This is a genomic window from Anabaena sp. FACHB-1391, from assembly GCF_014696755.1.
Taxonomy (GTDB): domain Bacteria; phylum Cyanobacteriota; class Cyanobacteriia; order Cyanobacteriales; family Nostocaceae; genus Dolichospermum; species Dolichospermum planctonicum.
This window is the reverse complement of the sequence record NZ_JACJQS010000022.1, coordinates 1-20692: the sequence shown is the minus strand read 5'-3', so window position 1 is coordinate 20692 and position 20692 is coordinate 1. Positions and strand designations below refer to the sequence as shown.

The window sequence follows — 20692 nt, the reverse complement described above, 5'->3', positions numbered from 1 at the left end:
CTACCGTGATTAATTTTCAGCATTATTGCCACTTTTGTATTTATCGGCTGAGGTTGGTTAATTATTAAACGTAAATAACATGAATTATAGCTAAAATTAACCCCCAGACCGAAATTATAAATTAGTCCGGGGGCAATTTACAAACAAGATCAAGTTCACTAAATCGGCGTATTGACCACAGAGGAAGGTGCTACCCCCCCAGAAAGTTTTGTCTGGGAATCATTGCTAATTGAGTTTTGTAGTGGTATTTCATCATCTATCACACCACGCAACTTAATTAACTTGATCGCCCGGTTAACACTTTCTGGTAAAATCACCACCAAACTACCATCGGCAGCCATATCTAAGGCTTTGTTAATGGCTTTAGTTTCGTCTAGAATTGATTCAAAGCGACTATTAGGCTTAACCTCATTAATACCCTTAGTAATCAAATCCGAGGCTGAACCCCGTGGCCGTCCTCTGGTATCATCATCTTCCTTAACAATAATATAGTCAAAGATATCCGCCGATAACTTACCCAGCATCACAAAATCTTCGTCACGGCGATCTCCAGGACCTCCAACCACACCAATACGCTGTCCTGTTGTCCAGTTGCGAACAAATGAACCCAAAGCCTCATAACTAGCCGCATTATGGGCATAATCAACTAAAGCGTGGTATTTACCCAAATTAAACAAATTCATGCGTCCTGGGGTTTGACTTACAGAAGCGCGGAAACTTCTCAAACCAGCACGAATTTGCTCAATTGTGACATCTTGGACAAAAGCTGCCAAACTTGCGGCTAAAGCATTAGCAATCATAAATGGCGCTCTTGCGCCCATTGTCAAGGGGATATTTTCCGCTCTTTCAATGCGGTGTGTCCAATCACCTTTAACAATTGACAGATAATCATGTTCATAGACTGCGGCTACTCCTCCCTTTTGGATATGCTTTCGCACCAGTTCTGAATCGGGATTCATGGTAAAATAAGCAACATTGGCCTTAGTTTTTTCTGCCATAGCCGCAACCCGTGGATCATCAGCATTGAGTACAGTATAACCATCAGGGAATACAGCTTCAGCAACTACGCTTTTAAGATGGGCTAATTGCTCTATAGTATCTATATCACCGATACCCAGATGATCCGCAGATACATTTAATACTACACCCACATTAGCATTATCAAAACCGAGTCCAGAGCGGAGAATACCACCACGAGCAGATTCTAATACCGCCACCTCTACAGTAGGATCTTGGAGGATGACATGGGCGCTTTGAGGACCAGTATTATCCCCTGATTCTACCAAGAAATCACCGATATAAGTACCGTCTGTGGTCGTATAACCAACCACCTTACCTGTTTGCTTATAAATGTGTGCCAATAGGCGGGTAGTAGTGGTTTTGCCATTTGTCCCGGTTACTGAGAGAATGGGAACACGGCTGGCTTGATCATTGGGGAATAGCATATTAATCACAGCACCAGCGACATTGCGGGGTATACCCACGCTGGGGGCGACGTGCATTCGGAAACCAGGAGCGGCATTAACTTCGACAATCACACCATCTAATTCTCTCAAAGGACGGCTAATATCAGAAGTGACAATATCTATACCAGCAACATCTAAACCGATGATTCTGACTACCCGTTGTGCTAACCAAACGTTTTCTGGGTGAATTTCGTCCGTACGGTCTACAGCACTACCACCTGTGCTTAGATTTGCCGTTGCCCGTAGATAACAAATTGCTCCTGATGGAGGCACACTATTGATAGTATAACCTTGTCTTTCTAGTAGCTGATAGCTACTACGGTCTAGTTCAATCTTAGTGAGGACATTATCATGACCTTCACCGCGCTTAGGATCTTGGTTAGTTTCTTCAATTAGTTCTAGAATAGTAGACTTGCCATTACCCACGACATGGGCGGGGATTCTTTCTGCTACAGCGACTACTTTGCCATTTACTACTAATACCCTATGGTCGCGGCCAAGATAATATCGCTCGACAATGATTGAGTTAGAAACTTGTCTAGCCATTTCGTAGGCTGCTTCTGCGTCTTTCCAGTTTCTGATATCAATGGTGATACCACGGCCATGATTGCCATCTAAAGGCTTAATAACGATTGGATAACCGCCAACATATTCAATAGCTTCTTCCAAATCGTCAAAGAAATTGATGACTGTACCTCTAGGAACTGGTATACCATTGGCATAGAGAATACGTTTAGTGGCCTCTTTATCACAAGCTAATTCTACACCGAGAATGCCTGTGTTGTTGGTCATTGTGGCCTGAATCCGTTTTTGATGGATACCATAGCCCAACTGAATGAGAAACCTTGCTGGTAAAGGCATCCAGGGAATGCCTTTTTTCTCAGCTTCTTTAATAATGGCTTCTGTTGAAGGTCCAAGAGTTGCATCGCGCCAAAAGTCTTTTAAGTCTTGGATATCTTGCTCTAATTCGGCTTTCGGATAACGGCCTCGGTCAATAATGCTTTGACATAGCCTTACTGCTGCCCGTGCTGCGTAACGACCCGCTTCTTCATTTAGGTACTCAATCACTACCTGGTAAATCCCAGGTGTGGCAGTTTCACGGGTGCGACCGAAACCTACGTGCATTCCCGCCAATTCCTGGAGTTCCAAGGCTACGTGTTCCACTATATGACCCATCATAGTGCCTTCTCGCACCCGCATTAGAAAACCACCACGACAGCCGGGGGAACAATAGTGACCCTCTAAACTTGGCAGAGCCTCTACTAATCCTTCATAAAAGTCAGTTATTTCATTGGAGGGAGTTTCGGCAATATTCTCTAAGTCGAGGCGCGTAACGATCAGCTTGTGCCGTCTAATGCTCCAGTAGTTTGGGCCGCGTAAGGTCTGGATCTTGAGGATTCTCATGGGAATAGGTAGATGGAGATTCGGAACCAAAATTCTAGTTTCTGACTGGAATTGACCGCTAAACTGTTCATTTTGAACAGTTTTTCTGGTGAGATCATATCTAAATCTGGATCTGGGGACAGCAAGAAATCAATTCGCGGTCAAGTCAGTGTCACTTTAGATACTCTATCCCGTTAGCTAGAGATGCGATGCACAGCAGGTAAAACAGTACGTTGGTAAAGATGGAAGCGATCTCCGTAACTGAGGATATGTAGTCGTAAATTATGTACAGTCAATGGTTCATTTGCACTGACATTAGGTTCGTTGGTATGGGTTAGTTCTGTGGGGTCAACAATAGTAACACTACCTTTACCCATAACTTGCAACCAACCATCCCGTTCAAACACAGCACAAGTATCTTCATCAATACCAATGCCTAAGCGATCAGGGTGAGAGGCGATGGCACTTACAAGTCGTCCCATGCGATTCCGGTTATGGAAATGTTGGTCAACTACCACTTCAGGAATAAATCCTAAGCCGGTTGCCATGTCCACCAGGGAACGATTGGGTGTTTCACCACTCCCACCGCCAGCGATCATGTGATGGCCCATTACAGCTGCTCCAGCACTTGTACCTGCTAGAGTCAGTTGTCCGGCTCTCACCCGTTGGCGGATAATTTCCATGGCTGGTGTATCGGAGAGGACTCCACAAAGGCGCAGTTGGTCTCCTCCTGTCAAGAAGACACCACTACAGGCTTCGAGGGATGCTTTAATCTCAGGATTTTCACATTGTTCCCGTTCACGAATGTCTAAAATTTCCACCTTTTCCGCACCCATTTCTTCAAAAATGCGGATATACCTACCACCGATAATGGCAGGCTCCCGAGAGGCTGATGGAATTATTGTAATATACGCCTTGTTACCACCAGCACGAATAAAAAAAGTTCTCAGAATTTCTCGTCCATGAACTTTATCTTCGGCGCCTCCGATAACCATAACGGCGGTTTTAGTTGCTTGGGGTGTCCTCATTTCCAGCGATTTAACTTCTAACTGCGGCATTGTGTTTGTGCTTGAGGGAGTCAACAACTTCAGGTCAATTGAACAAGGTTTGGTACTTGTTAATTTTCGCCTTTTGCTTGGTGTGAGAGGACACGGCTTGACGGACATGAGGCTTCAACTATGACATCATGTCCGTCTTTCTCATAGCCAGTGCCATTGTTTTTTACCTATCTACGACTTCTATGGGGCTTTCATAGTCTTAGTCCAACTACAATTCCCTTCTAGATTTAGGCTTTAGTAGGTTTTGACACTCTTACTTTTGATAGCGTAGCCATGGCTGGCTGGATGCATCCCGGAAGTTGTTAACTTTAGTGGGATTATTAACTTAAATTTAGTGGTGACAATATTTAAACACAATTTAAACACAAATCCAGTGATTAGAAAAACTTTTGATTTCACCAAAGAACTAAAAGTTATGGTACTTTTAGATACTATTGGTAGATTTTTTCTTGATTTTAGCCGTTTCTATGGCTTAGGCCAGTCTAAGCTATTAGTTATTGTGTTTGCTCAGTATCTACCACTAAGATTAGTTCTATCGAATACGAATTACTGTGCGTTTTGATATAGTTACACTTTTTCCTGACTGTTTTACTTCAATTCTCCATTCTGGTTTATTGGGTAAGGCCTTAGCTAAACAGATTGCTCAGGTGCATCTGACTAACCCTAGAGATTTTACCACCGATAAGCACCACAAAGTAGATGATGAACCCTATGGCGGCGGGGTGGGAATGTTGATGAAGCCAGAACCTATTTTTGCTGCTGTGGAGTCTTTGCCCATTCTAGCCCGTCGAGATGTGATTTTCATGAGTCCCCAAGGACAAACGATTAACCAGCCCTTGCTGCGCGAATTAGCCACGAATTACGACCAATTAGTTATCATCTGTGGTCACTATGAAGGAGTAGATGAAAGGGTACTAAATTTAGTAACTCGTGAGGTGTCCTTAGGAGATTTTATCCTGACTGGGGGCGAAATTCCTTCTATGGCTTTGATTAATGGCGTGATGCGTCTGTTACCGGGAACTGTAGGTAAGGAGGAATCTCTCAAAACTGAAAGTTTTGAAGAAAGTTTGTTAGATTTTCCCCAGTATACTCGTCCTGCTAATTTTCGCGGTTGGAAAGTTCCAGATGTGTTACTAAGTGGTAATCATGGTAAAATAGCCCGTTGGCGTTTTCAACAACAAATTGAACGTACTGCTTTACGTCGTCCCGATTTACTGAAAAAATGGCAAGAAGAGAGGGAACAGGGAACAGGCGACAGGTAACAGGTGACAGGTGACAGGTAACAGGTGACAGGTAACAGGTGACAGGTAACAGGTGACAGGTGACAGGCGACGGGTAACAGGTAACAGGGAGAAGATTCCCCCATTAACAAATAACAACTAACTATGAACATTAGAATTGGTAATGGCTACGATATACACAGATTGGTGAGCGATCGCAATTTAATTTTAGGCGGTATTCACATTCCCCATGAACTCGGTTTGTTAGGACACAGTGACGCTGATGTTCTCACTCACGCAATTATAGACGCAATGTTGGGAGCATTATCTCTAGGGGATATTGGTCATTATTTTCCCCCCACAGATCCCCAATGGGCTGGGGCTGATAGTCTTGTATTATTAAAACAGGTCAATCAGCTAATTCTTGATCAAGGTTGGAAAATCGGCAATATTGATTCTGTTGTAGTTGCTGAACGTCCCAAATTAAAACCTCATATTAATTCAATGCGGGATACATTAGCAGCAGTTTTAGCAGTAGAACCAAATCAAATTGGTGTCAAAGCTACCACTAATGAAAAACTTGGACCAACGGGGAGGGAAGAAGGGATTTGTGCTTATGCAGTGGTTTTGTTGGTAAGTGGTGATTAATTGATAACTAATAGGAGAATAAGAGAATGTTTAGTTTAGAAAAACCAGAAGAACTAATTAAAATGAGGCTTATTTCTAGTCTCAAAAATACTTTGTCTAATTCACCTACGGAATTAGAAAAATTATTTTCCCTTTCTCAACCAGATATTATTGTAGTAGACAAAAATCAAGAAATTGCATTATTAGTTGATATTCAGTTACAAGAAAGACAGTCCAAAAAATTGTTATCAGAAGTTACACAATTGTATTTACAGAATGCCGAAAAAGATATTCGCTTTGCCATGTCAGCTAACCTACAGAACATAACTATTTTTAAATCAAACAGTGAACACCTTTTAAATCCCGTCATTTCTCTGTTTTCTGCGGATATTCTTAGCCATTATGAACCAGAATTTAGCAATAGCAAAATATTGTATTTATACTTGAGAACACTTATAGAAGCTTGGTTAAGAGATTTAGCATATCATTGGAAATCAGAAATACCTCCAGGAACAAAAGAATTATCCAAAATTGGGTTATTGGAAAAAATGAAAGATGGAGATACTTATACACAGGATGAATAAAATTAGAATCAACGTTAATTATTAGGTGAATCCAGGTGACAATACTTTACATAGAAACTAATTTCTTAATGTCCATTGCAGAAGGACAAGATCCACAAGCAGATTTACTATTATTTAATCCTCCACCTTCTATTCAAATATATATACCAAATATTTGTTATATTGAAGCCATGGCAGTATTTAAACAGAAAAAGCAAGCAATAACAAATTTCACAAAAATAATGAATGAAAGAAGACGGGAAGCTAGACGCGATCTTTCTTCTAATCATGCTCAATCTCTAGCAGTTAATTTAGACCAAGCAATTATTGATAATAACTATTTATTGAACGATTTAGATACTCGTCTTTCCAGAGCAATAGATAGACAACAAGCTAAGAGCAAGTGTATATATCTAGAAAATCATATACTACAAGATACTTGTAGTGCAATTTTAACTCAACCAGGACAAATGTTAGTTAACAATGATCTCATGGATAACTTGATTTTACGGACTATTATTCATCATGCTACTTTACCTACATCTCCTAGGCAAGAAAAGGCTTTTATCAGCAACAATACTAAAGACTTTGATAAACCTGAAGTTAAATATGCTTTACGCAATGCTGGAATCAGATATTTTACAATGACACAGCATTTTCTCGATTGGTTTAACTCTCGTTCATTAACTTAAAAATAATTATTTAATTACCGAAACTATGACATTAACTAAAATAATACTCAATCACACAAAACGGTTTTTATTACTAATAACAATCATTGCTTTTACAGCAATAGGAATTACCGCTTGTAACCCAACCAAATTAAAAACCAGTACCGCTCAAGTACCCCAATTAGTAACCAGTATTCTTAGTGATCCAAAAACATTTAATGCTGCGTTGAGTTCCGAATCACCAAATATTTTTGGTTACACTTATGAGGGACTATTAACCCAAAATCCCATTGACGGTAAAATAGAAGGAGCATTAGCCAAATCTTGGGAAATATCACCAGATAAAACCAAAATAACCTTTACCATGCGCGAAGGTTTAAAATGGTCAGATGGAGAACCATTAACAGTTGATGATGTCGTCTTTACCTACAATGATATTTATCTAAATCAAGACATACCCACAGACACTAGAGATGTTTTAAGAGTGGGGAAAGATCGCAAATTACCAACAGTTAAAAAAATAGATAATAGGAGAGTAGAATTTAGTGTACCTGAACCATTTAGACCTTTTTTGCTGAGTACAGGATCGTCTATTTTACCTGCTCATATCTTAGAAAAATCAGTCAAAACCAAAAATAAAGATGGTAAACTAGAGTTTTTAAGTAAATGGGGTGTTGATACTCCTCCTGAAGAACTGATTGTTAATGGACCTTACAAACTGGAAAGATATGATACAAGTCAACGGATAATTTTTCGTCGTAACCCCTATTATTGGCGTAAAGATGTTCAAGGTAAATCCCAACCATATATTGAACGGATAATTTGGCAAATTGTCGAATCAACTGATACGGCTTTACTCCAATTTCGCTCTGGAGATTTAGATGCTATTGGGGTTTCCCCTGATTATTTTTCTCTATTAAAAGTTCAAGAAAAACAAGGTAACTTTAAAATATATAATGGTGGTCCTAGTTCTACTACTTCCTTTATGTCTTTTAATTTAAATAAGGGAACAAGAAATGATAAGCCATTAGTTGATCCTATTAAATCTAAATGGTTTAATAATGTCCAATTTCGTCAGGCTGTAGCCTATGCTATTGATAGACAAACCATGTTAAATAATACTTTTCGTGGTTTAGGTACACCTCAAGATTCTCCTATTTCTGTCCAAAGTCCTTATTTTTTACCACCAGAAAAAGGCTTGAAGGTTTACAAATATAATCCCGATAAAGCTAAACAATTACTACTACAAGCCGGATTCAAATATAATGACAAAAATCTCTTACTAGATGATCAAGGTAATGAGGTGAGATTTGCATTATTAACAAATGCTGGGAATAAAATTCGAGAATCAATGGGTTCACAAATTAAACAGGATTTAAGTAAAATCGGTATTCAAGTAGATTTCACACCTTTGGCTTGGAATACCTTTATAGACAAACTTTCTAATACTTTAGATTGGGATGCTTGTTTAATAGGCTTAACAGGGGGTTTAGAACCAAATGATGGTGCAAATGTGTGGTCACCTGAAGGAGGTTTACATATGTTTAATCAAAAACCTCAAGCCGGACAGAAACCAATTGAAGGGAGAGAAGTTACACCTTGGGAAATCAAAATTAATGATCTTTATATTCAAGGGGCGCAGGAATTTGATGAAGAGAAAGTTAAAGAAATTTATTGGGAAAGTCAGCAATTAACCCAGGAATATTTACCTTTTATTTATTTGGTTAATTCCTACGCTATGTCAGGAATTCGGAACCGGTTTCAAGGTATCCAATTTTCCGCTCTTGGTGGTGCTTTTTGGAATATTCATGAAATTAAAGTTACGAAATAGTTAACTGTTGACTGAATAAGAGAACTCTAAAATCTAAAATCCAAAATCCAAAATCCCATGACTCAACCCGAAAATTTGCGATCGCTCTTAGAATCCGTCGCTAATGGTAAAATAACCCCAGAGATAGCCTTCGACTCCCTCAAAGATTTAGCCTATCAATCTGTAGGTGAGTTTGCTAAAATAGACCACCACCGTCAATTAAGAACCGGTTTCCCGGAGGTAATTTGGGGACCTGGTAAAACACCGGAACAAATTGCTCAAATTATGGAGGTAATGCGACATCGGACTTCTGTAGTCATGGCTACTCGTATAGAACCTCAAGTATATTCCGCAATTCAAAAAAAAGTTAGAAGTATACAATATTATGAACAAGCCCGAATCTGTGCCATTGTTCCCTCGGTAATTGAAGTCAAATTCCGTGGTAAAATCGGCATTCTTTCCGCTGGTACTGCTGATTTAGCTGTTGCTGAAGAAGCGGCTGTCACTGCTGAACTTTCTGGTTTCTCTGTACAGCGTCTTTGGGATGTAGGTGTAGCGGGAATACACCGTTTACTCAGTAACCGTCACCTATTAGAATCAGCGTCAGTATTAATTGTCGTAGCAGGTATGGAAGGGGCTTTACCTAGTGTAGTAGCTGGTTTGGCAGATTGTCCAGTGATTGCTGTTCCTACTAGTATTGGTTATGGTGCAAGTTTTTCCGGTTTAGCACCTCTATTGACAATGCTCAATTCTTGCGCTGCTGGTATAGGTGTGGTAAATATAGATAATGGCTTTGGTGCAGCGGTTTTAGCGGGACAAATTTTAAGAACTTCAGAAAAATTACGCTTGACAGCAGAAACATAGTCAGATAACAAGGTAAAATAACCCAAGTTGCTAGTTATCTAGTTGAGACTGGTAATAGGTAAGTGGTAATTGGTGATAAAATTCCTGTTTTCACCTGCGGAACGCTACTACACCAGTAAAGTCCTCCTTGAGTGGAAATAAGGGAAAATCAAGGTTTACAAAGGCCAAATCATGTATTAGTTTAGACTTTAGAAACATCCTCTAATATCTATTTAATATCTATTAGCACATTCTTCCTCTCTTCAGATTTATGACCAAAAAACAAACTTGGAGTCAGCGGTTTGAGTCCGCGCTACATCCGGCGATCGCTCGCTTTAATGCCAGTATAGGTTTTGATATTGAACTTATCGAATATGATATTACTGGTTCTCAAGCTCATGCTAAAATGTTAGCTCACACGGGGATAATTTCCCATGAAGAAGGGGAAATACTATTTACAGGTTTAGAACAAATTCGTCAAGAATACCACCAGGGACAATTTCAGCCCGGTATTGACTCCGAAGATGTGCATTTTGCTGTAGAAAAGCGACTAACGGAAATTGTCGGGGATGTCGGTAAAAAGCTACACACAGCCCGTTCTCGCAATGATCAAGTAGGTACTGATACTAGATTGTACCTCCGGGATCAAATTCAACAAATTCGCCAGCAATTGCGGGAGTTTCAAGGGGTTATACTAGATATAGCCGAAAAAAATGTAGAAACGCTGATTCCTGGTTATACCCACCTGCAACGGGCTCAACCCGTGAGTTTAGCACATCATTTACTAGCATACTTTCAGATGGCACAACGGGACTGGGAACGGTTAGCAGACGTTTATAGCCGAGTGAATATCTCCCCTTTGGGTTGTGGGGCTTTAGCGGGAACAACTTTTCCTATTGACCGCCACTATACAGCCAATTTATTGCATTTTGATCACGTTTATGCTAATAGCTTGGACGGGGTGAGCGATCGGGATTTTGCCATAGAATTTCTCTGTGCTGCTAGTATAATCATGGTTCACCTCAGCCGTCTTTCCGAGGAAGTGATTTTGTGGGCTTCAGAAGAATTTCGTTTTGTCACCCTTAAAGATAGCTGTGCTACAGGTTCTAGCATTATGCCCCAAAAGAAAAACCCCGACGTACCAGAATTAGTCAGAGGGAAAACAGGGCGGGTATTTGGTCATTTGCAAGCCATGTTAGTGATTATGAAGGGTTTACCACTGGCTTATAACAAAGACCTACAGGAAGACAAAGAAGGTATCTTTGACAGCGTGAACACAGTTAAAGCCTGTTTAGAGGCAATGACAATTTTACTGCAAGAAGGTTTAGAATTTCGTCATCAGCGATTAGCAACAGCGGTTACAGAGGACTTTGCTAATGCTACAGATGTTGCAGATTATCTCGCTGCCCGTGGTGTACCCTTCCGAGAAGCTTATAATATTGTTGGTAAAGTCGTGAAAACCAGTATTGCTGCCGATAAACTACTTAAAGATTTGCAGTTAGAAGAGTGGCAAGAAATTCATCCTGCCTTTGCAGCGGATATTTATGAAGCTATAGCCCCTCGTCAAGTTGTTGCAGCCCGCAATAGCTATGGAGGCACAGGGTTTTTTCAAGTTAGAGAGGCTATTATTAATGCCCGGACTCAACTCAGCGGAAAATAATTTTCAATTCAGGGAATTGGTAATGGGTAATTGGTAATTGGTAATTCACTTTTGACAAATGACAACGAACAACGCACTACTGACTAATCACACAAGTAAGGGTGTACTAGTGTACACCCCAAAAATTCAAAATATGAAAGAGTAAAATTTAACCAGATACATTAATCAGCAGCGTCCATTGCTGCTGCCCCTGTGCCTTCGTCCTCTTCACTCTTGGGCGATCTTTGCTGGAATCTTCTGCCCATTCTACCTGTAGTAGTCCGTTTACGAAACTTTCTGGCGTAGGCCTGGTTTCGTAGCGCCTTCTCTTTCTTCGGGTTACGGCGCTTTGCCATATTCACCTCATGAATAAACAACAAAAAAATGGCATCTAGGCATGACTTAGGCCATATTAGCTACCGATATTATTGATATACTTTTTTAGCCTAGTGCTGCAATCAATACACTTTGAACAGCATACCATTATATCTTATTAAAAAGTCTGATGTCAAGCTAAATTTGGGTAAGTGATAGGTAATAGGTAGTTCTGGACGGGTTTCTTGTTCTAAAATATAATGAGGGAATTTGAACTTTGAACATTCTTATTTTTTTTAAGTCAATGATTCAGTCCACACGTAGCTTATGGCACTTTGGGCAAACTATACTGGGTATTATATTTCGCCATCCCATTACAGGTACAAGCATTATCCCTATTTTACCTGATGGTCAAATTGTGTTAATTAGAAGAAAGGATGATGGTTGTTGGTCATTACCGGGTGGTATGGTGGATTGGGGAGAAGATGTTCCCCATGCAGTCTGTCGGGAGTTAATGGAGGAAACGGGGCTAGAATTAGTCGAAATTCGCCGTTTAGTGGGAGTTTACTCGTCACCAGATCGTGATCCTCGTATTCATTCTATCTGTATTGTTGTGGAAGCCGAAGTCGCAGGAAAAATGGCCATAAAAGATAATTTAGAAGTTATGGAAATCCAAGCTTTTCCCCTTAGTTCTCTACCACAACCAGATATGTCTCATGATCATTCTCGTCAGTTACAAGACTATTTAAATGGCTTAACAACTCTTGCGTAAAAGATGGAAAATTGAAGATTTTGGGTTTGAAAATTAAATCCAAAGTCTATTAATTAGGAATTACAAAAATGAGTAAATGAGTATTAAAATGAATATTTTATTTCGCAACTCCCGCAGAAAACTTTCTCAAGGGATATTATTCTGGCGCGAGGTTGGTAATGGAATACCCGTGGTTTTTCTGCATGGTGCATGGAATGATGGTAGCGAATGGGTATCAACAATGGAATCAATAGCGGAGGGTATCCATTGTTTTGCACTAGATTTATTAGGTTTTGGTGAATCAGCAAATCCTAATATTCACCATTCTATAGATTTACAAGTGGAGTGTTTAGCTGATTTTCTAGAGGCTTTAAAATTAGAAAAAGTCTATTTAGTTGGTAATTCTTTAGGAGGTTGGATTGCTGCTAGTTATGCTGTAAAATATCCAGAACAAATATATGGTTTGATACTGTTATCCCCGGAGGGTGTAGCAGCAGAAGGACAAAAACAGTATTGGGAAAAAAGACGGTGCTTATTGAATTGTCCACCATGGGTAATTAAATTTTTACGCTTAATTATTCCTTTAATTAAATTGATTGGTTGGGAAGAAAAAATCACTAAGGATTTAGAATTAAGAAAAACTTTGTTAGATTACCCTACAGCCTCTCACTTACTTTTTAACCGCAAAAAACCAGAAATAGAAGCAGAATTTTTAGAAAAACACCTGCCTAATATTAAATTTCCCTGTTTAATTTTACAAAGTGGTGAAGATACCGCCATTGCTATATCTAGAAGTAATACTTATGCTCGACTAATTCCCAATATTAAGTTACATAATATTACCCATGGAGAAAGTAATTTACCAGAATCTTGTCCTGATGTTGTGGCCGAAGCTATTTGGGATTTTATCAGTATTAGTCAATACTGAAGAACCATAATTTAGAATTACTAAAATTTAGAATTACTAAGTTTTTCTGAAAACCCCTTCTCCGTAGTGAAGGGGATAAGTATATTTATTTACATCCTAAAGATTGACGAGTATCTACACCTGTTTTAGAATTTACACCACTGGCGTTAATACAGAGTTTTTTCACCTGTACCATATCTAAAATTGCATTGGTAAAATCAGCACCAGTAATATTAACATCATCAAAGGTAGAACGCAACATCATTGCATCTTTCAACACAGCATCACTTAAATCAGCGGTTTTAAATCTTGTTAAATAGGAAATACCTTCAGTAAAATCAATGCCATGTAAATTTGCACCTTCTAATAAAGAACCATTAAAAACAGCACCCCGCAAATCAGCATTACTAAAGTTACTATTCCCTAATTTCACATTTGTAAACTCAGTTCTAATTAAACTTTGACCAGAATAGTCCTTTCCCGCGACTCCCTGATTCATGTTAAAACTAGTAACATTAGAAGAACTTGCAGCTTGGGCTGATAAAGGGAAAACAAACAACACCAAGGCTAAAATCATACTAGCCAATATTGGGCGATACTTGATCATCTTTGCTTAATAAATCTCAACAATTCCACTATTAATCATTAAACCGCAGGAAGGAGTCAGAAGTAATTCTCTGCTAAATTAGAAGCTGTCCACTAGGATAGATATACTCAAAATAGTGAGAAACTCTACTTGCTTTTGACTAAAAACTGGGTTTGAAAGGTTCTGAGTCTCTCCTCTCCACGGGGAGAGGTTTAATAAAGGAGTCAAGTTTTCAGGTCTTTCATGTATAAATTTTTGAATTCCTATTCCACGTAAATATAACTACCTACCTGTGGCTAATCCAGAAAATACAAACCAATCTCTAGCGCGAACCCCTTTATATCAAATGGGTGTAGAACTTAAAGCCAAATTTACCAGCTTTGGTGGCTGGGAAATGCCCATACAATATAGTAGTATCATAGAAGAACACCACAGTGTTAGAAATACGGCGGGAATGTTCGATATTTCTCACATGGGTAAATTTATCCTCCAAGGTCAGAACCTGATTTCCCAACTTGAGTATTTAGTTCCTTCAGATTTAAGTCGTTTACAACCTGGACAAGCACAATATACCGTTTTACTAAACCATCAAGGTGGAATTGTTGACGACATCATTATTTACTACCAAGGTGCAGACAGTTTTGATACGCAAAAGGTTGTAATTATCGTCAACGCTGCAACCACTGATAAAGATAAAACATGGATATTAGCGCATCTTGATCCAAATACAGTTGAATTTCAAGACCTTTCACGGGATAAAATTTTAATTGCTGTTCAAGGTCCAACAGCTACTAATCATCTTCAATCTTTAGTCACAGAGGATTTATCAGCAATTAAGGCTTTTGGACATTTAGAAACAACCATTTTCGGAAAATACGCATTTCTCGCTCGGACAGGTTATACAGGAGAAGATGGTTTTGAGGTCATGGTAGATTCCGCTGTGGGTATAGACTTGTGGCAAAATCTATATAATGTTGGTGTTGTTCCCTGTGGACTTGGTTGTAGAGACACCCTGCGCTTAGAAGCTGCAATGGCACTTTATGGACAAGACATTGATGATACCATTACACCTCTAGAGGCTGGTTTAGGTTGGTTAGTACATTTAGATACTAAAGGTGATTTTATAGGAAGGGAAGTTTTAATACAGCAAAAAGCCGAAGGAGTACCGCGTAAACTCGTAGGTTTACAAACGGAAGGACGGAATATTCCCCGTCACGGCTACCATGTATTATCACTGGGTAAAGTCGTAGGAGAAGTAACAAGTGGTACTCTATCCCTGACACTTGGTTATCCCATAGCTTTGGCCTATGTTCCCAGTCAGTTAGCAACGGTCAAACAACAGCTAGAAGTGGAAATTCGCGGTAAAGCTTACCCCGCTGTAGTTGTGAAACGCCCATTTTATCGCTCAAAAAATCGTGTTATTAAGTGATATAGCATTTCCCACTTCAGTCAAGTAGAGGAATATAGTATAATCTTTGAGGTTTTTGAGGAATAATGAGTTTAGGTTACGCTCGTCACACTATTGTTTTAATATTGAAGAGAAAGTGATATGTCTTCTGAATATCCCCAGAATTTGCGATACTTAGATTCCCATGAATATGTTCGTCTGGATGACGACATTGCTACTATCGGTATTACTCAGTTTGCTATAGAACAATTGGGTGATATTGTCTTTTTAGAACTACCAGACATTGGTGATACTATTACCAAGGGAGATACCTTTGGTACTATTGAATCCGTAAAAGCCGTGGAAACACTTAATTCACCTGTTAGTGGCACAGTCATAGAACGTAATGAAGCTTTAATAAACGCTCCAGAACAAGTAGCGGATGATCCCTATGGCGAAGGCTGGTTCATTAAAGTGCGCGCTAATGATGCTGCTGAAATAGAGGACTCTCTTACAGCAAAACAATATCAGACTTTGGTAGAGGGTATGTAAGTAGTTTCACATTTATACATTCCGGAAAATCAAGAGGAATGGTATCAGTTAAACTATATCTCAGCTTTTTTAGCAACCTGAAAGGCTGAGATATAAGTGATTTGAATATTTCCTCTTAAGTTGTTTTCTATCTTTTTTCTTAATTCTGTAAATAAACAACTTCTGGTTTCTATATCTAGTTTTAGGTAAGGTGTATAAGTGCTTAAAAGTAGTAGAAAATCATCAATATAATAATTAGCTTTACATACTATTTGTTCAGAAACTAGATTTTTAAATTTACCTGAATTAATAGCTATTTGTCCTAATTTTTCAACTATCTGTTTTTGAGTTTTTATATCTTCGTACCTATCTAAAAATGGAGCATACTTTTGATAAATTTCCCGGAAAATTTGATATATTTCATATTCTGGTTGGGGAGTCATATTCCAAAGCAAAATTAAAGCGCCGTCGTTTTTTAAAGCTTCTGCAATTCTGATATTACCAGATTTAGGATTAATCCAATGAAAAGAAGTTGCTGCTAAAACAGCATCAAATTTTCCAGGTTCTAGTTCCCATTCTTCAAAAGTGGTCTGCTGAATTTCTACCTGTGGGTACATTTCACAGTTTTTTCTTGCTAAATGACAAGCTGCTAAACTCGGTTCTAGACAAATCATAGAAAAGCCTAATTTAGCAAATGCTAAAGTTGCGTTTCCTGGTCCACAACCTAATTCTAGGATATTAGCTTTTGGGGAAATTTGAGCTATTTCTATAGCACCATTAATAATTTCTTCTGGATAGCAAGGTCTGAATTTATTATAAGCTTCTGCTACGTTGGAATACCAATTTTTTCTGGTTTCTAAATCTTGAGAATATAAGTTTTTAAGTATTTTAAATTCTTTCATAACTTATCCTTAAGTTAACTTTAATAAATTTAAGTAAGTCGGGAATTTCTGGCTTGATTGTCTAATTTTAAGCTAAATAAAATCAGAATATTTACGGATGTATATATTTAGATAATTCCTATATTTTGTAATTAATTATACTAATTTCCTTGAATATGTACACCTTGATTTTATCCCTTTGGCTAATTCTAATAATAACGGCCTTGTTTTTTGCAATATCTGTAATTCGTAGCCAAAAACGGCGTATATCTAAGGCTCAAAAAACCGGAAAATTAGATCCCAATCGTTTCACTTTTGGAAGTGCAGAAAAAAGGCTTTGGAAACAATTATTAATGCTATTACAATCAGATAATGTAACTGCAGAAAGACTTTTGAGACATGAACAAAATAAGCATCCAGGTAAATCAACCAAGTGGTATTTAGAAAAAGTTATTTTTAATTTAAAACGCGATCGCCATTAACTGGTAATATACAGTAATTAATCAGCTAAAAAAATCTCACTAGTAGAATATCAGGTTTTCAGATTTCCTAAAGCTATAACAGCATTTTGTCCACCAAAACCAAAGCTAAAACACAGAACATTCTTAATTTTACTTTCTTGTGCTGATCTAATCAAGTTTAAATTAAATTCTGGTTGCTGAAGTCCTACACAGGGAGGTAATATATTATTCCGCAATGCCATTAGTGAAAACGCTACACCTAAAGCCCCCGATGCTCCCAATGTGTGACCTGTGCTACCTTTAGTAGAACTAATTGCTAATTTTGCTGGAAATAAACTTTGGATAATTTTACTTTCCATGCGGTCATTTAATTGGGTAGCTGTACCATGGGTATGAATGTAGTCTATAGCTGCTGCTGTCATCTGACTACGTTCTAAACATTGCTTAATTGCGACCATAGCACTTTTGCCCTCTGGTTCTGGAGATATACCATGATATGCGTCCGCTGTCAAGCCAAAACCTAATATTTCCCCATAAACCTTGGTTTGACGTTGACTTGCCAACTCCCCAGATTCGAGGATAAATACAGCACCACCTTCACCTAATACTAAGCCTTCCCGGTATAAATCAAAGGGATATGCTCCTGTTTTCCCTAAAGCCCCCATTTGCTGAAATCCGGCAATTGTTAGAGGTGTAATAGCTGCTTCTACTGCACCAGCTATCGCTATTTGATACTCACCGCTTTTAATTAACATAGCAGCTTGAGCGATCGCCCAAATTCCTGTTGCACAAGCGCCCATTGGTGCTAGAATTGCCCCTGATGCTCCTATTTGTCGGGCCACAGCGATCGCATTCATTTGGGGTAAAGTGTTTAACCAATTGTCTAAATTTGCTCCTCCCGCTTGTTCATGTATGTTTTGCGCCATCATTTCCCAGGACGCTTGATAACCACGACTAGAACCAATGACTACAGCACAATCAGGTAAAGGCGGTACTAATTGGGCATCTTGTAAAGCTGATGTCACAACTATTTCCGTTATGGCGCTTAACGTCGTAGGTTTTTCAGCAATTAAGCCTAAAGGAATCACCCCCAATTCTGGAAATAGTTGATGTAATTTAATCCCAGTTTTAGCAATTAGTAGATTTTGCCAACTATCTTCCAGATTTTTGCCTAAAGCAGAAACTAAACCAATACCAGTAACAACAACCTTAACCAATTTGAGATTTGAGATTTGAGATTTGAGATTTGATGTCAAAATTCACAAGTGACAAGTCAGCAGTGGGAATACTTGAAAAATGGGGAATAAAATCCAATTATCAATGATGTTTCCCACTGACTAATGACCAATGACTACTCAGGACTTTTCAGATTTTCCGCACCCTGGGTGACTTTTGCCGACTCAATGCGATCGCCTTGTTTAATGTTATTAACTACATCAAAGCCTTCAGTTACATTACCGAATACAGCATAATTACCATCCAAAAATGATAAATCTGCTAAAGCGAAGTAGAATTGAGAAGAAGCAGAATCAGGCATTTGTGATCGGGCCATAGCGATCGATCCTTGCTTATGCTGTAACTCTGGCTTCTCAGTAATTGTCTGACTGTAAATAGGCTCATTTGCGCCTTTGGGCTTAATTTCTAAAGGTATACGGCGCTCACTCCCAGTTTTAGCATCAATATAACCACCTGTTCCCAGTCTATTGGCAGGAAATTTCGGGTCTTTGCTTTGTGGATCTCCACCTTGAGCGACAAAAGGTTGAGGATCACGGACAACGCGATGAAATACTAAACCATCATAAACACCTTTTTGCACTAAATCCACGAAATTACCCGCAGTAATTGGCGCATTTATGCCATCTAATTCAATCGTAATTGGTGCGCCATTCACTGTCATCACCACTGTAGCTTTACCTTCGAGCCGTGGTAAATCTTTGATACTGGGAATACTCTCATTAGTAGTTTTTGATACTGTTTCTGTGCTTGTAGTAGCTGTTGAAGTTGGGGATGTATTAGAAGATTCTATACCGCTCGTACATCCTCCCAAAGTCAAAGCAAAAATAATCAACCAAGCTACAAAAAATTGTGGAAATTTTAATTGCATTGTTAGTGACTGAATCAATCAAAGTTAGGACTTACGGAAGATATATAGCATTTCCTATCCTACTTAGGTACAGGAATCAGGAATGAACCGCGTACCTCAGTGGACTAAAAAAACTTAAAAACCTATTCCTCGGTAGGGGTAATATCCTGCGGGATCTTGCTACATGAATTACCTCTACTTTCCTTCAGTTTTGCGTAAATCCTCAAAGCATCCGATCTTTTCTGGCAGAAATGTGGAATTTTGGATTTTAAACCGTGAAAACAACTCTGATCAGATCGAGCATGATCATTATTGATTGATCAGCAATCCAAAATCCAAAATCCAAAATTTCTAGAGTCCTTCTAAGGATACTCCCAAAAAACGAGCTAATTGGGCACCTTGAGTTTCCAAATCAGCCAAAGACAAGGGTTGACCCACTCTGGTGAGGGGAATATCCCGTCTACCCTTAAGCCGGAGATACAAAGCGCGTTGAGGATTAAGACCTTCCTTAATCACAATACGCACGGATTGTACATCTTGGATACGTCCGTCAATTTGGATTTCACGGTTTTTCCCCGGAAAACCCCAGCGAAAGATTTTTAATTTCCCCGTTTCCCGATTGAACTCATTATAGCCGCCGCCTAAATCCCATAAGATCACCAGCCACAGATATAAGGCTAATAGCAAGCCAGCAGCACCGTATAATCCCATCACCAATCCTTGAGGGACAAATATCAGTTGGGTGGGATCAGTAACTATGAGTAAATTAACCTTGAGATAACTGGAGATACTAGCTAAGAAAAAACCACTGGCTCCCATAGTAACAATAGTTGCCCACCAGTAGTTGCTGAACCGACGTGAACCCAGAACCTTTTGATAGAGAAGGTTCTCGCCTTTGTTAATCGTTGTTGATACCGTCATGAAACTACCTTGGACTATCTTTCTCAAGTTTGACACTCAAGCCGTCTTAATTGCAAGTTATCAAGGATATTATGGGCTTTGGGGGATAAGGGAGAATTTTTTCTGTCTTCTGATTCTGAGAAAACTTGTGTCAAATTGTTAAAATTCTGATATTGATAGGATTGGAGATAGTAAATATTTAATTTTCTTGCCCGTATCCAGCGCAAACCCCGGTGAATGTGATAAGTTAAGAATCATTAAGCTAACAAAACCCAGATTACTGGTTAATGGTGGCTGAACATGACATAATTCTAAAGAAGTGATGACTTTTTTAAGTAGTCAGTTCTCACAATCTCACATTCTCAAAGGCTGCTGAGATTGGAAAAAACGTTGAATTTCTTACGGTAGTTACCATAAATTGGTAGAATCGCCGGAACACAGCTTAAAAAACGTAGCAATTTTAGTAAAAAACCAAGGATTGTAGTCAAATGACCATCGCAGTTGGACGCGCCCCCAGTAGAGGGTGGTTTGACGTATTAGACGACTGGTTAAAGCGCGATCGCTTTGTATTCGTAGGTTGGTCAGGAATATTACTATTCCCCTGCGCCTT

19 protein-coding genes and 1 pseudogene are annotated in these 20692 nt (G+C 39.0%); 13 read left to right on the top strand and 7 right to left on the bottom strand.

The annotated features are described in order from the left end of the window. Positions 1-158: 158 nt before the first annotated feature. Both cphA and H6F62_RS12085 read right to left on the bottom strand, forming a co-directional pair. A complete protein-coding gene (gene cphA, locus H6F62_RS12090) occupies positions 159-2870 on the bottom strand; it encodes a cyanophycin synthetase (protein ID WP_137907852.1) in 2712 nt (903 codons plus the stop codon). A gap of 173 nt (positions 2871-3043) precedes the next feature. After that, positions 3044-3907 carry a cyanophycinase gene (locus H6F62_RS12085; protein WP_028090521.1) on the bottom strand — a complete coding sequence of 288 codons (864 nt, stop codon included), beginning with the start codon at positions 3905-3907 and terminating at the stop codon, positions 3044-3046. Positions 3908-4458: 551 nt separating this feature from the next. On the opposite strand from H6F62_RS12085, the gene trmD reads away from it, so the two are divergent. The 9 genes from trmD (at position 4459) to H6F62_RS12040 (ending at position 13274) form a co-directional block, all read left to right on the top strand. Next, on the top strand, positions 4459-5169 hold the full coding sequence (gene trmD / locus H6F62_RS12080; RefSeq protein WP_137907851.1) for a tRNA (guanosine(37)-N1)-methyltransferase TrmD: 711 nt from the start codon (positions 4459-4461) through the stop codon (positions 5167-5169). 123 nt (positions 5170-5292) lie between these two features. Next, entirely contained in the window at positions 5293-5775 is a 483-nt protein-coding gene (gene ispF, locus H6F62_RS12075; protein ID WP_190372148.1) for a 2-C-methyl-D-erythritol 2,4-cyclodiphosphate synthase, read from the top strand. Between the two features lie 26 nt (positions 5776-5801). Continuing rightward, positions 5802-6338 (top strand): hypothetical protein, encoded by a 537-nt coding sequence (locus tag H6F62_RS12070; protein WP_137907848.1) that lies wholly within the window; start codon positions 5802-5804, stop codon positions 6336-6338. 35 nt (positions 6339-6373) lie between these two features. Continuing rightward, positions 6374-7009 carry a PIN domain-containing protein gene (locus tag H6F62_RS12065; RefSeq protein WP_137907847.1) on the top strand — a complete coding sequence of 212 codons (636 nt, stop codon included), beginning with the start codon at positions 6374-6376 and terminating at the stop codon, positions 7007-7009. Between the two features lie 25 nt (positions 7010-7034). Beyond that, positions 7035-8819: an ABC transporter substrate-binding protein gene (locus H6F62_RS12060; protein ID WP_137907846.1), complete on the top strand. Its 1785-nt coding sequence runs from the start codon at positions 7035-7037 to the stop codon at positions 8817-8819. A gap of 57 nt (positions 8820-8876) precedes the next feature. Next, positions 8877-9662, top strand: a complete 786-nt coding sequence (larB, locus tag H6F62_RS12055) for a nickel pincer cofactor biosynthesis protein LarB (RefSeq protein WP_137907845.1) — start codon at positions 8877-8879, stop codon at positions 9660-9662. Positions 9663-9912: 250 nt separating this feature from the next. Beyond that, positions 9913-11301 (top strand): argininosuccinate lyase, encoded by a 1389-nt coding sequence (gene argH / locus H6F62_RS12050; RefSeq protein ID WP_190372147.1) that lies wholly within the window; start codon positions 9913-9915, stop codon positions 11299-11301. A 571-nt stretch (positions 11302-11872) separates the two neighbouring features. Further along, entirely contained in the window at positions 11873-12367 is a 495-nt protein-coding gene (locus tag H6F62_RS12045; protein WP_137907843.1) for an NUDIX hydrolase, read from the top strand. A gap of 88 nt (positions 12368-12455) precedes the next feature. Beyond that, positions 12456-13274, top strand: coding sequence for an alpha/beta hydrolase (locus tag H6F62_RS12040; RefSeq protein WP_190372146.1), 819 nt, complete (start codon positions 12456-12458; stop codon positions 13272-13274). Positions 13275-13359: 85 nt separating this feature from the next. Here the strand turns inward: H6F62_RS12040 and H6F62_RS12035 are convergent, their stop codons facing one another. Beyond that, positions 13360-13857 (bottom strand): pentapeptide repeat-containing protein, encoded by a 498-nt coding sequence (locus H6F62_RS12035; protein WP_137907860.1) that lies wholly within the window; start codon positions 13855-13857, stop codon positions 13360-13362. 274 nt (positions 13858-14131) lie between these two features. Between H6F62_RS12035 and gcvT the strand changes: the two genes are divergently transcribed. Both gcvT and gcvH read left to right on the top strand, forming a co-directional pair. Further along, positions 14132-15268 (top strand): glycine cleavage system aminomethyltransferase GcvT, encoded by a 1137-nt coding sequence (gene gcvT, locus H6F62_RS12030; protein WP_190372145.1) that lies wholly within the window; start codon positions 14132-14134, stop codon positions 15266-15268. A gap of 120 nt (positions 15269-15388) precedes the next feature. After that, the gene (gene gcvH / locus H6F62_RS12025) at positions 15389-15778 is read left to right on the top strand and encodes a glycine cleavage system protein GcvH (protein ID WP_190372144.1); all 390 of its coding nucleotides are present in this window, start codon (positions 15389-15391) and stop codon (positions 15776-15778) included. A 53-nt stretch (positions 15779-15831) separates the two neighbouring features. Here gcvH and H6F62_RS12020 read toward each other — a convergent pair whose 3' ends face one another. Next, positions 15832-16659: a class I SAM-dependent methyltransferase gene (locus H6F62_RS12020; protein WP_137907840.1), complete on the bottom strand. Its 828-nt coding sequence runs from the start codon at positions 16657-16659 to the stop codon at positions 15832-15834. A gap of 149 nt (positions 16660-16808) precedes the next feature. Here H6F62_RS12020 and H6F62_RS12015 point away from each other — a divergent pair, with 149 nt between their 5' ends. Then, entirely contained in the window at positions 16809-17120 is a 312-nt protein-coding gene (locus H6F62_RS12015; protein WP_137907839.1) for a hypothetical protein, read from the top strand. A gap of 50 nt (positions 17121-17170) precedes the next feature. Here the strand turns inward: H6F62_RS12015 and H6F62_RS12010 are convergent, their stop codons facing one another. The 3 genes from H6F62_RS12010 to H6F62_RS12000 all read right to left on the bottom strand — a co-directional run bounded on the left by H6F62_RS12010 (position 17171) and on the right by H6F62_RS12000 (position 20103). Next, a complete protein-coding gene (locus H6F62_RS12010; protein WP_137907859.1) occupies positions 17171-18316 on the bottom strand; it encodes a beta-ketoacyl-ACP synthase in 1146 nt (381 codons plus the stop codon). Between the two features lie 134 nt (positions 18317-18450). Beyond that, on the bottom strand, positions 18451-19203 hold the full coding sequence (locus H6F62_RS12005) for a peptidylprolyl isomerase (RefSeq protein ID WP_137907838.1): 753 nt from the start codon (positions 19201-19203) through the stop codon (positions 18451-18453). Between the two features lie 330 nt (positions 19204-19533). Continuing rightward, positions 19534-20103: a photosystem I assembly protein Ycf4 gene (locus H6F62_RS12000; protein ID WP_028082775.1), complete on the bottom strand. Its 570-nt coding sequence runs from the start codon at positions 20101-20103 to the stop codon at positions 19534-19536. Positions 20104-20570: 467 nt separating this feature from the next. On the opposite strand from H6F62_RS12000, the pseudogene H6F62_RS11995 reads away from it, so the two are divergent. Next, positions 20571-20692, top strand: a pseudogene (locus H6F62_RS11995) (photosystem II D2 protein (photosystem q(a) protein)); the annotation flags it as partial.

Bases quoted from the DNA above. Each gene is read 5' to 3' on its own strand.
- H6F62_RS12040 (WP_190372146.1), top strand. From the start codon at position 12,456: ATGAATATTTTATTTCGCAACTCCCGCAGAAAACTTTCTCAAGGGATA.
- H6F62_RS12020 (WP_137907840.1), bottom strand. From the start codon at position 16,659: ATGAAAGAATTTAAAATACTTAAAAACTTATATTCTCAAGATTTAGAA.
- gcvH (WP_190372144.1), top strand. From the start codon at position 15,389: ATGTCTTCTGAATATCCCCAGAATTTGCGATACTTAGATTCCCATGAA.
- H6F62_RS12085 (WP_028090521.1), bottom strand. From the start codon at position 3,907: ATGCCGCAGTTAGAAGTTAAATCGCTGGAAATGAGGACACCCCAAGCA.
- ispF (WP_190372148.1), top strand. From the start codon at position 5,293: ATGAACATTAGAATTGGTAATGGCTACGATATACACAGATTGGTGAGC.
- cphA (WP_137907852.1), bottom strand. From the start codon at position 2,870: ATGAGAATCCTCAAGATCCAGACCTTACGCGGCCCAAACTACTGGAGC.
- argH (WP_190372147.1), top strand. From the start codon at position 9,913: ATGACCAAAAAACAAACTTGGAGTCAGCGGTTTGAGTCCGCGCTACAT.
- H6F62_RS12005 (WP_137907838.1), bottom strand. From the start codon at position 19,203: ATGCAATTAAAATTTCCACAATTTTTTGTAGCTTGGTTGATTATTTTT.
- larB (WP_137907845.1), top strand. From the start codon at position 8,877: ATGACTCAACCCGAAAATTTGCGATCGCTCTTAGAATCCGTCGCTAAT.
- H6F62_RS12000 (WP_028082775.1), bottom strand. From the start codon at position 20,103: ATGACGGTATCAACAACGATTAACAAAGGCGAGAACCTTCTCTATCAA.
- H6F62_RS12060 (WP_137907846.1), top strand. From the start codon at position 7,035: ATGACATTAACTAAAATAATACTCAATCACACAAAACGGTTTTTATTA.
- H6F62_RS12070 (WP_137907848.1), top strand. From the start codon at position 5,802: ATGTTTAGTTTAGAAAAACCAGAAGAACTAATTAAAATGAGGCTTATT.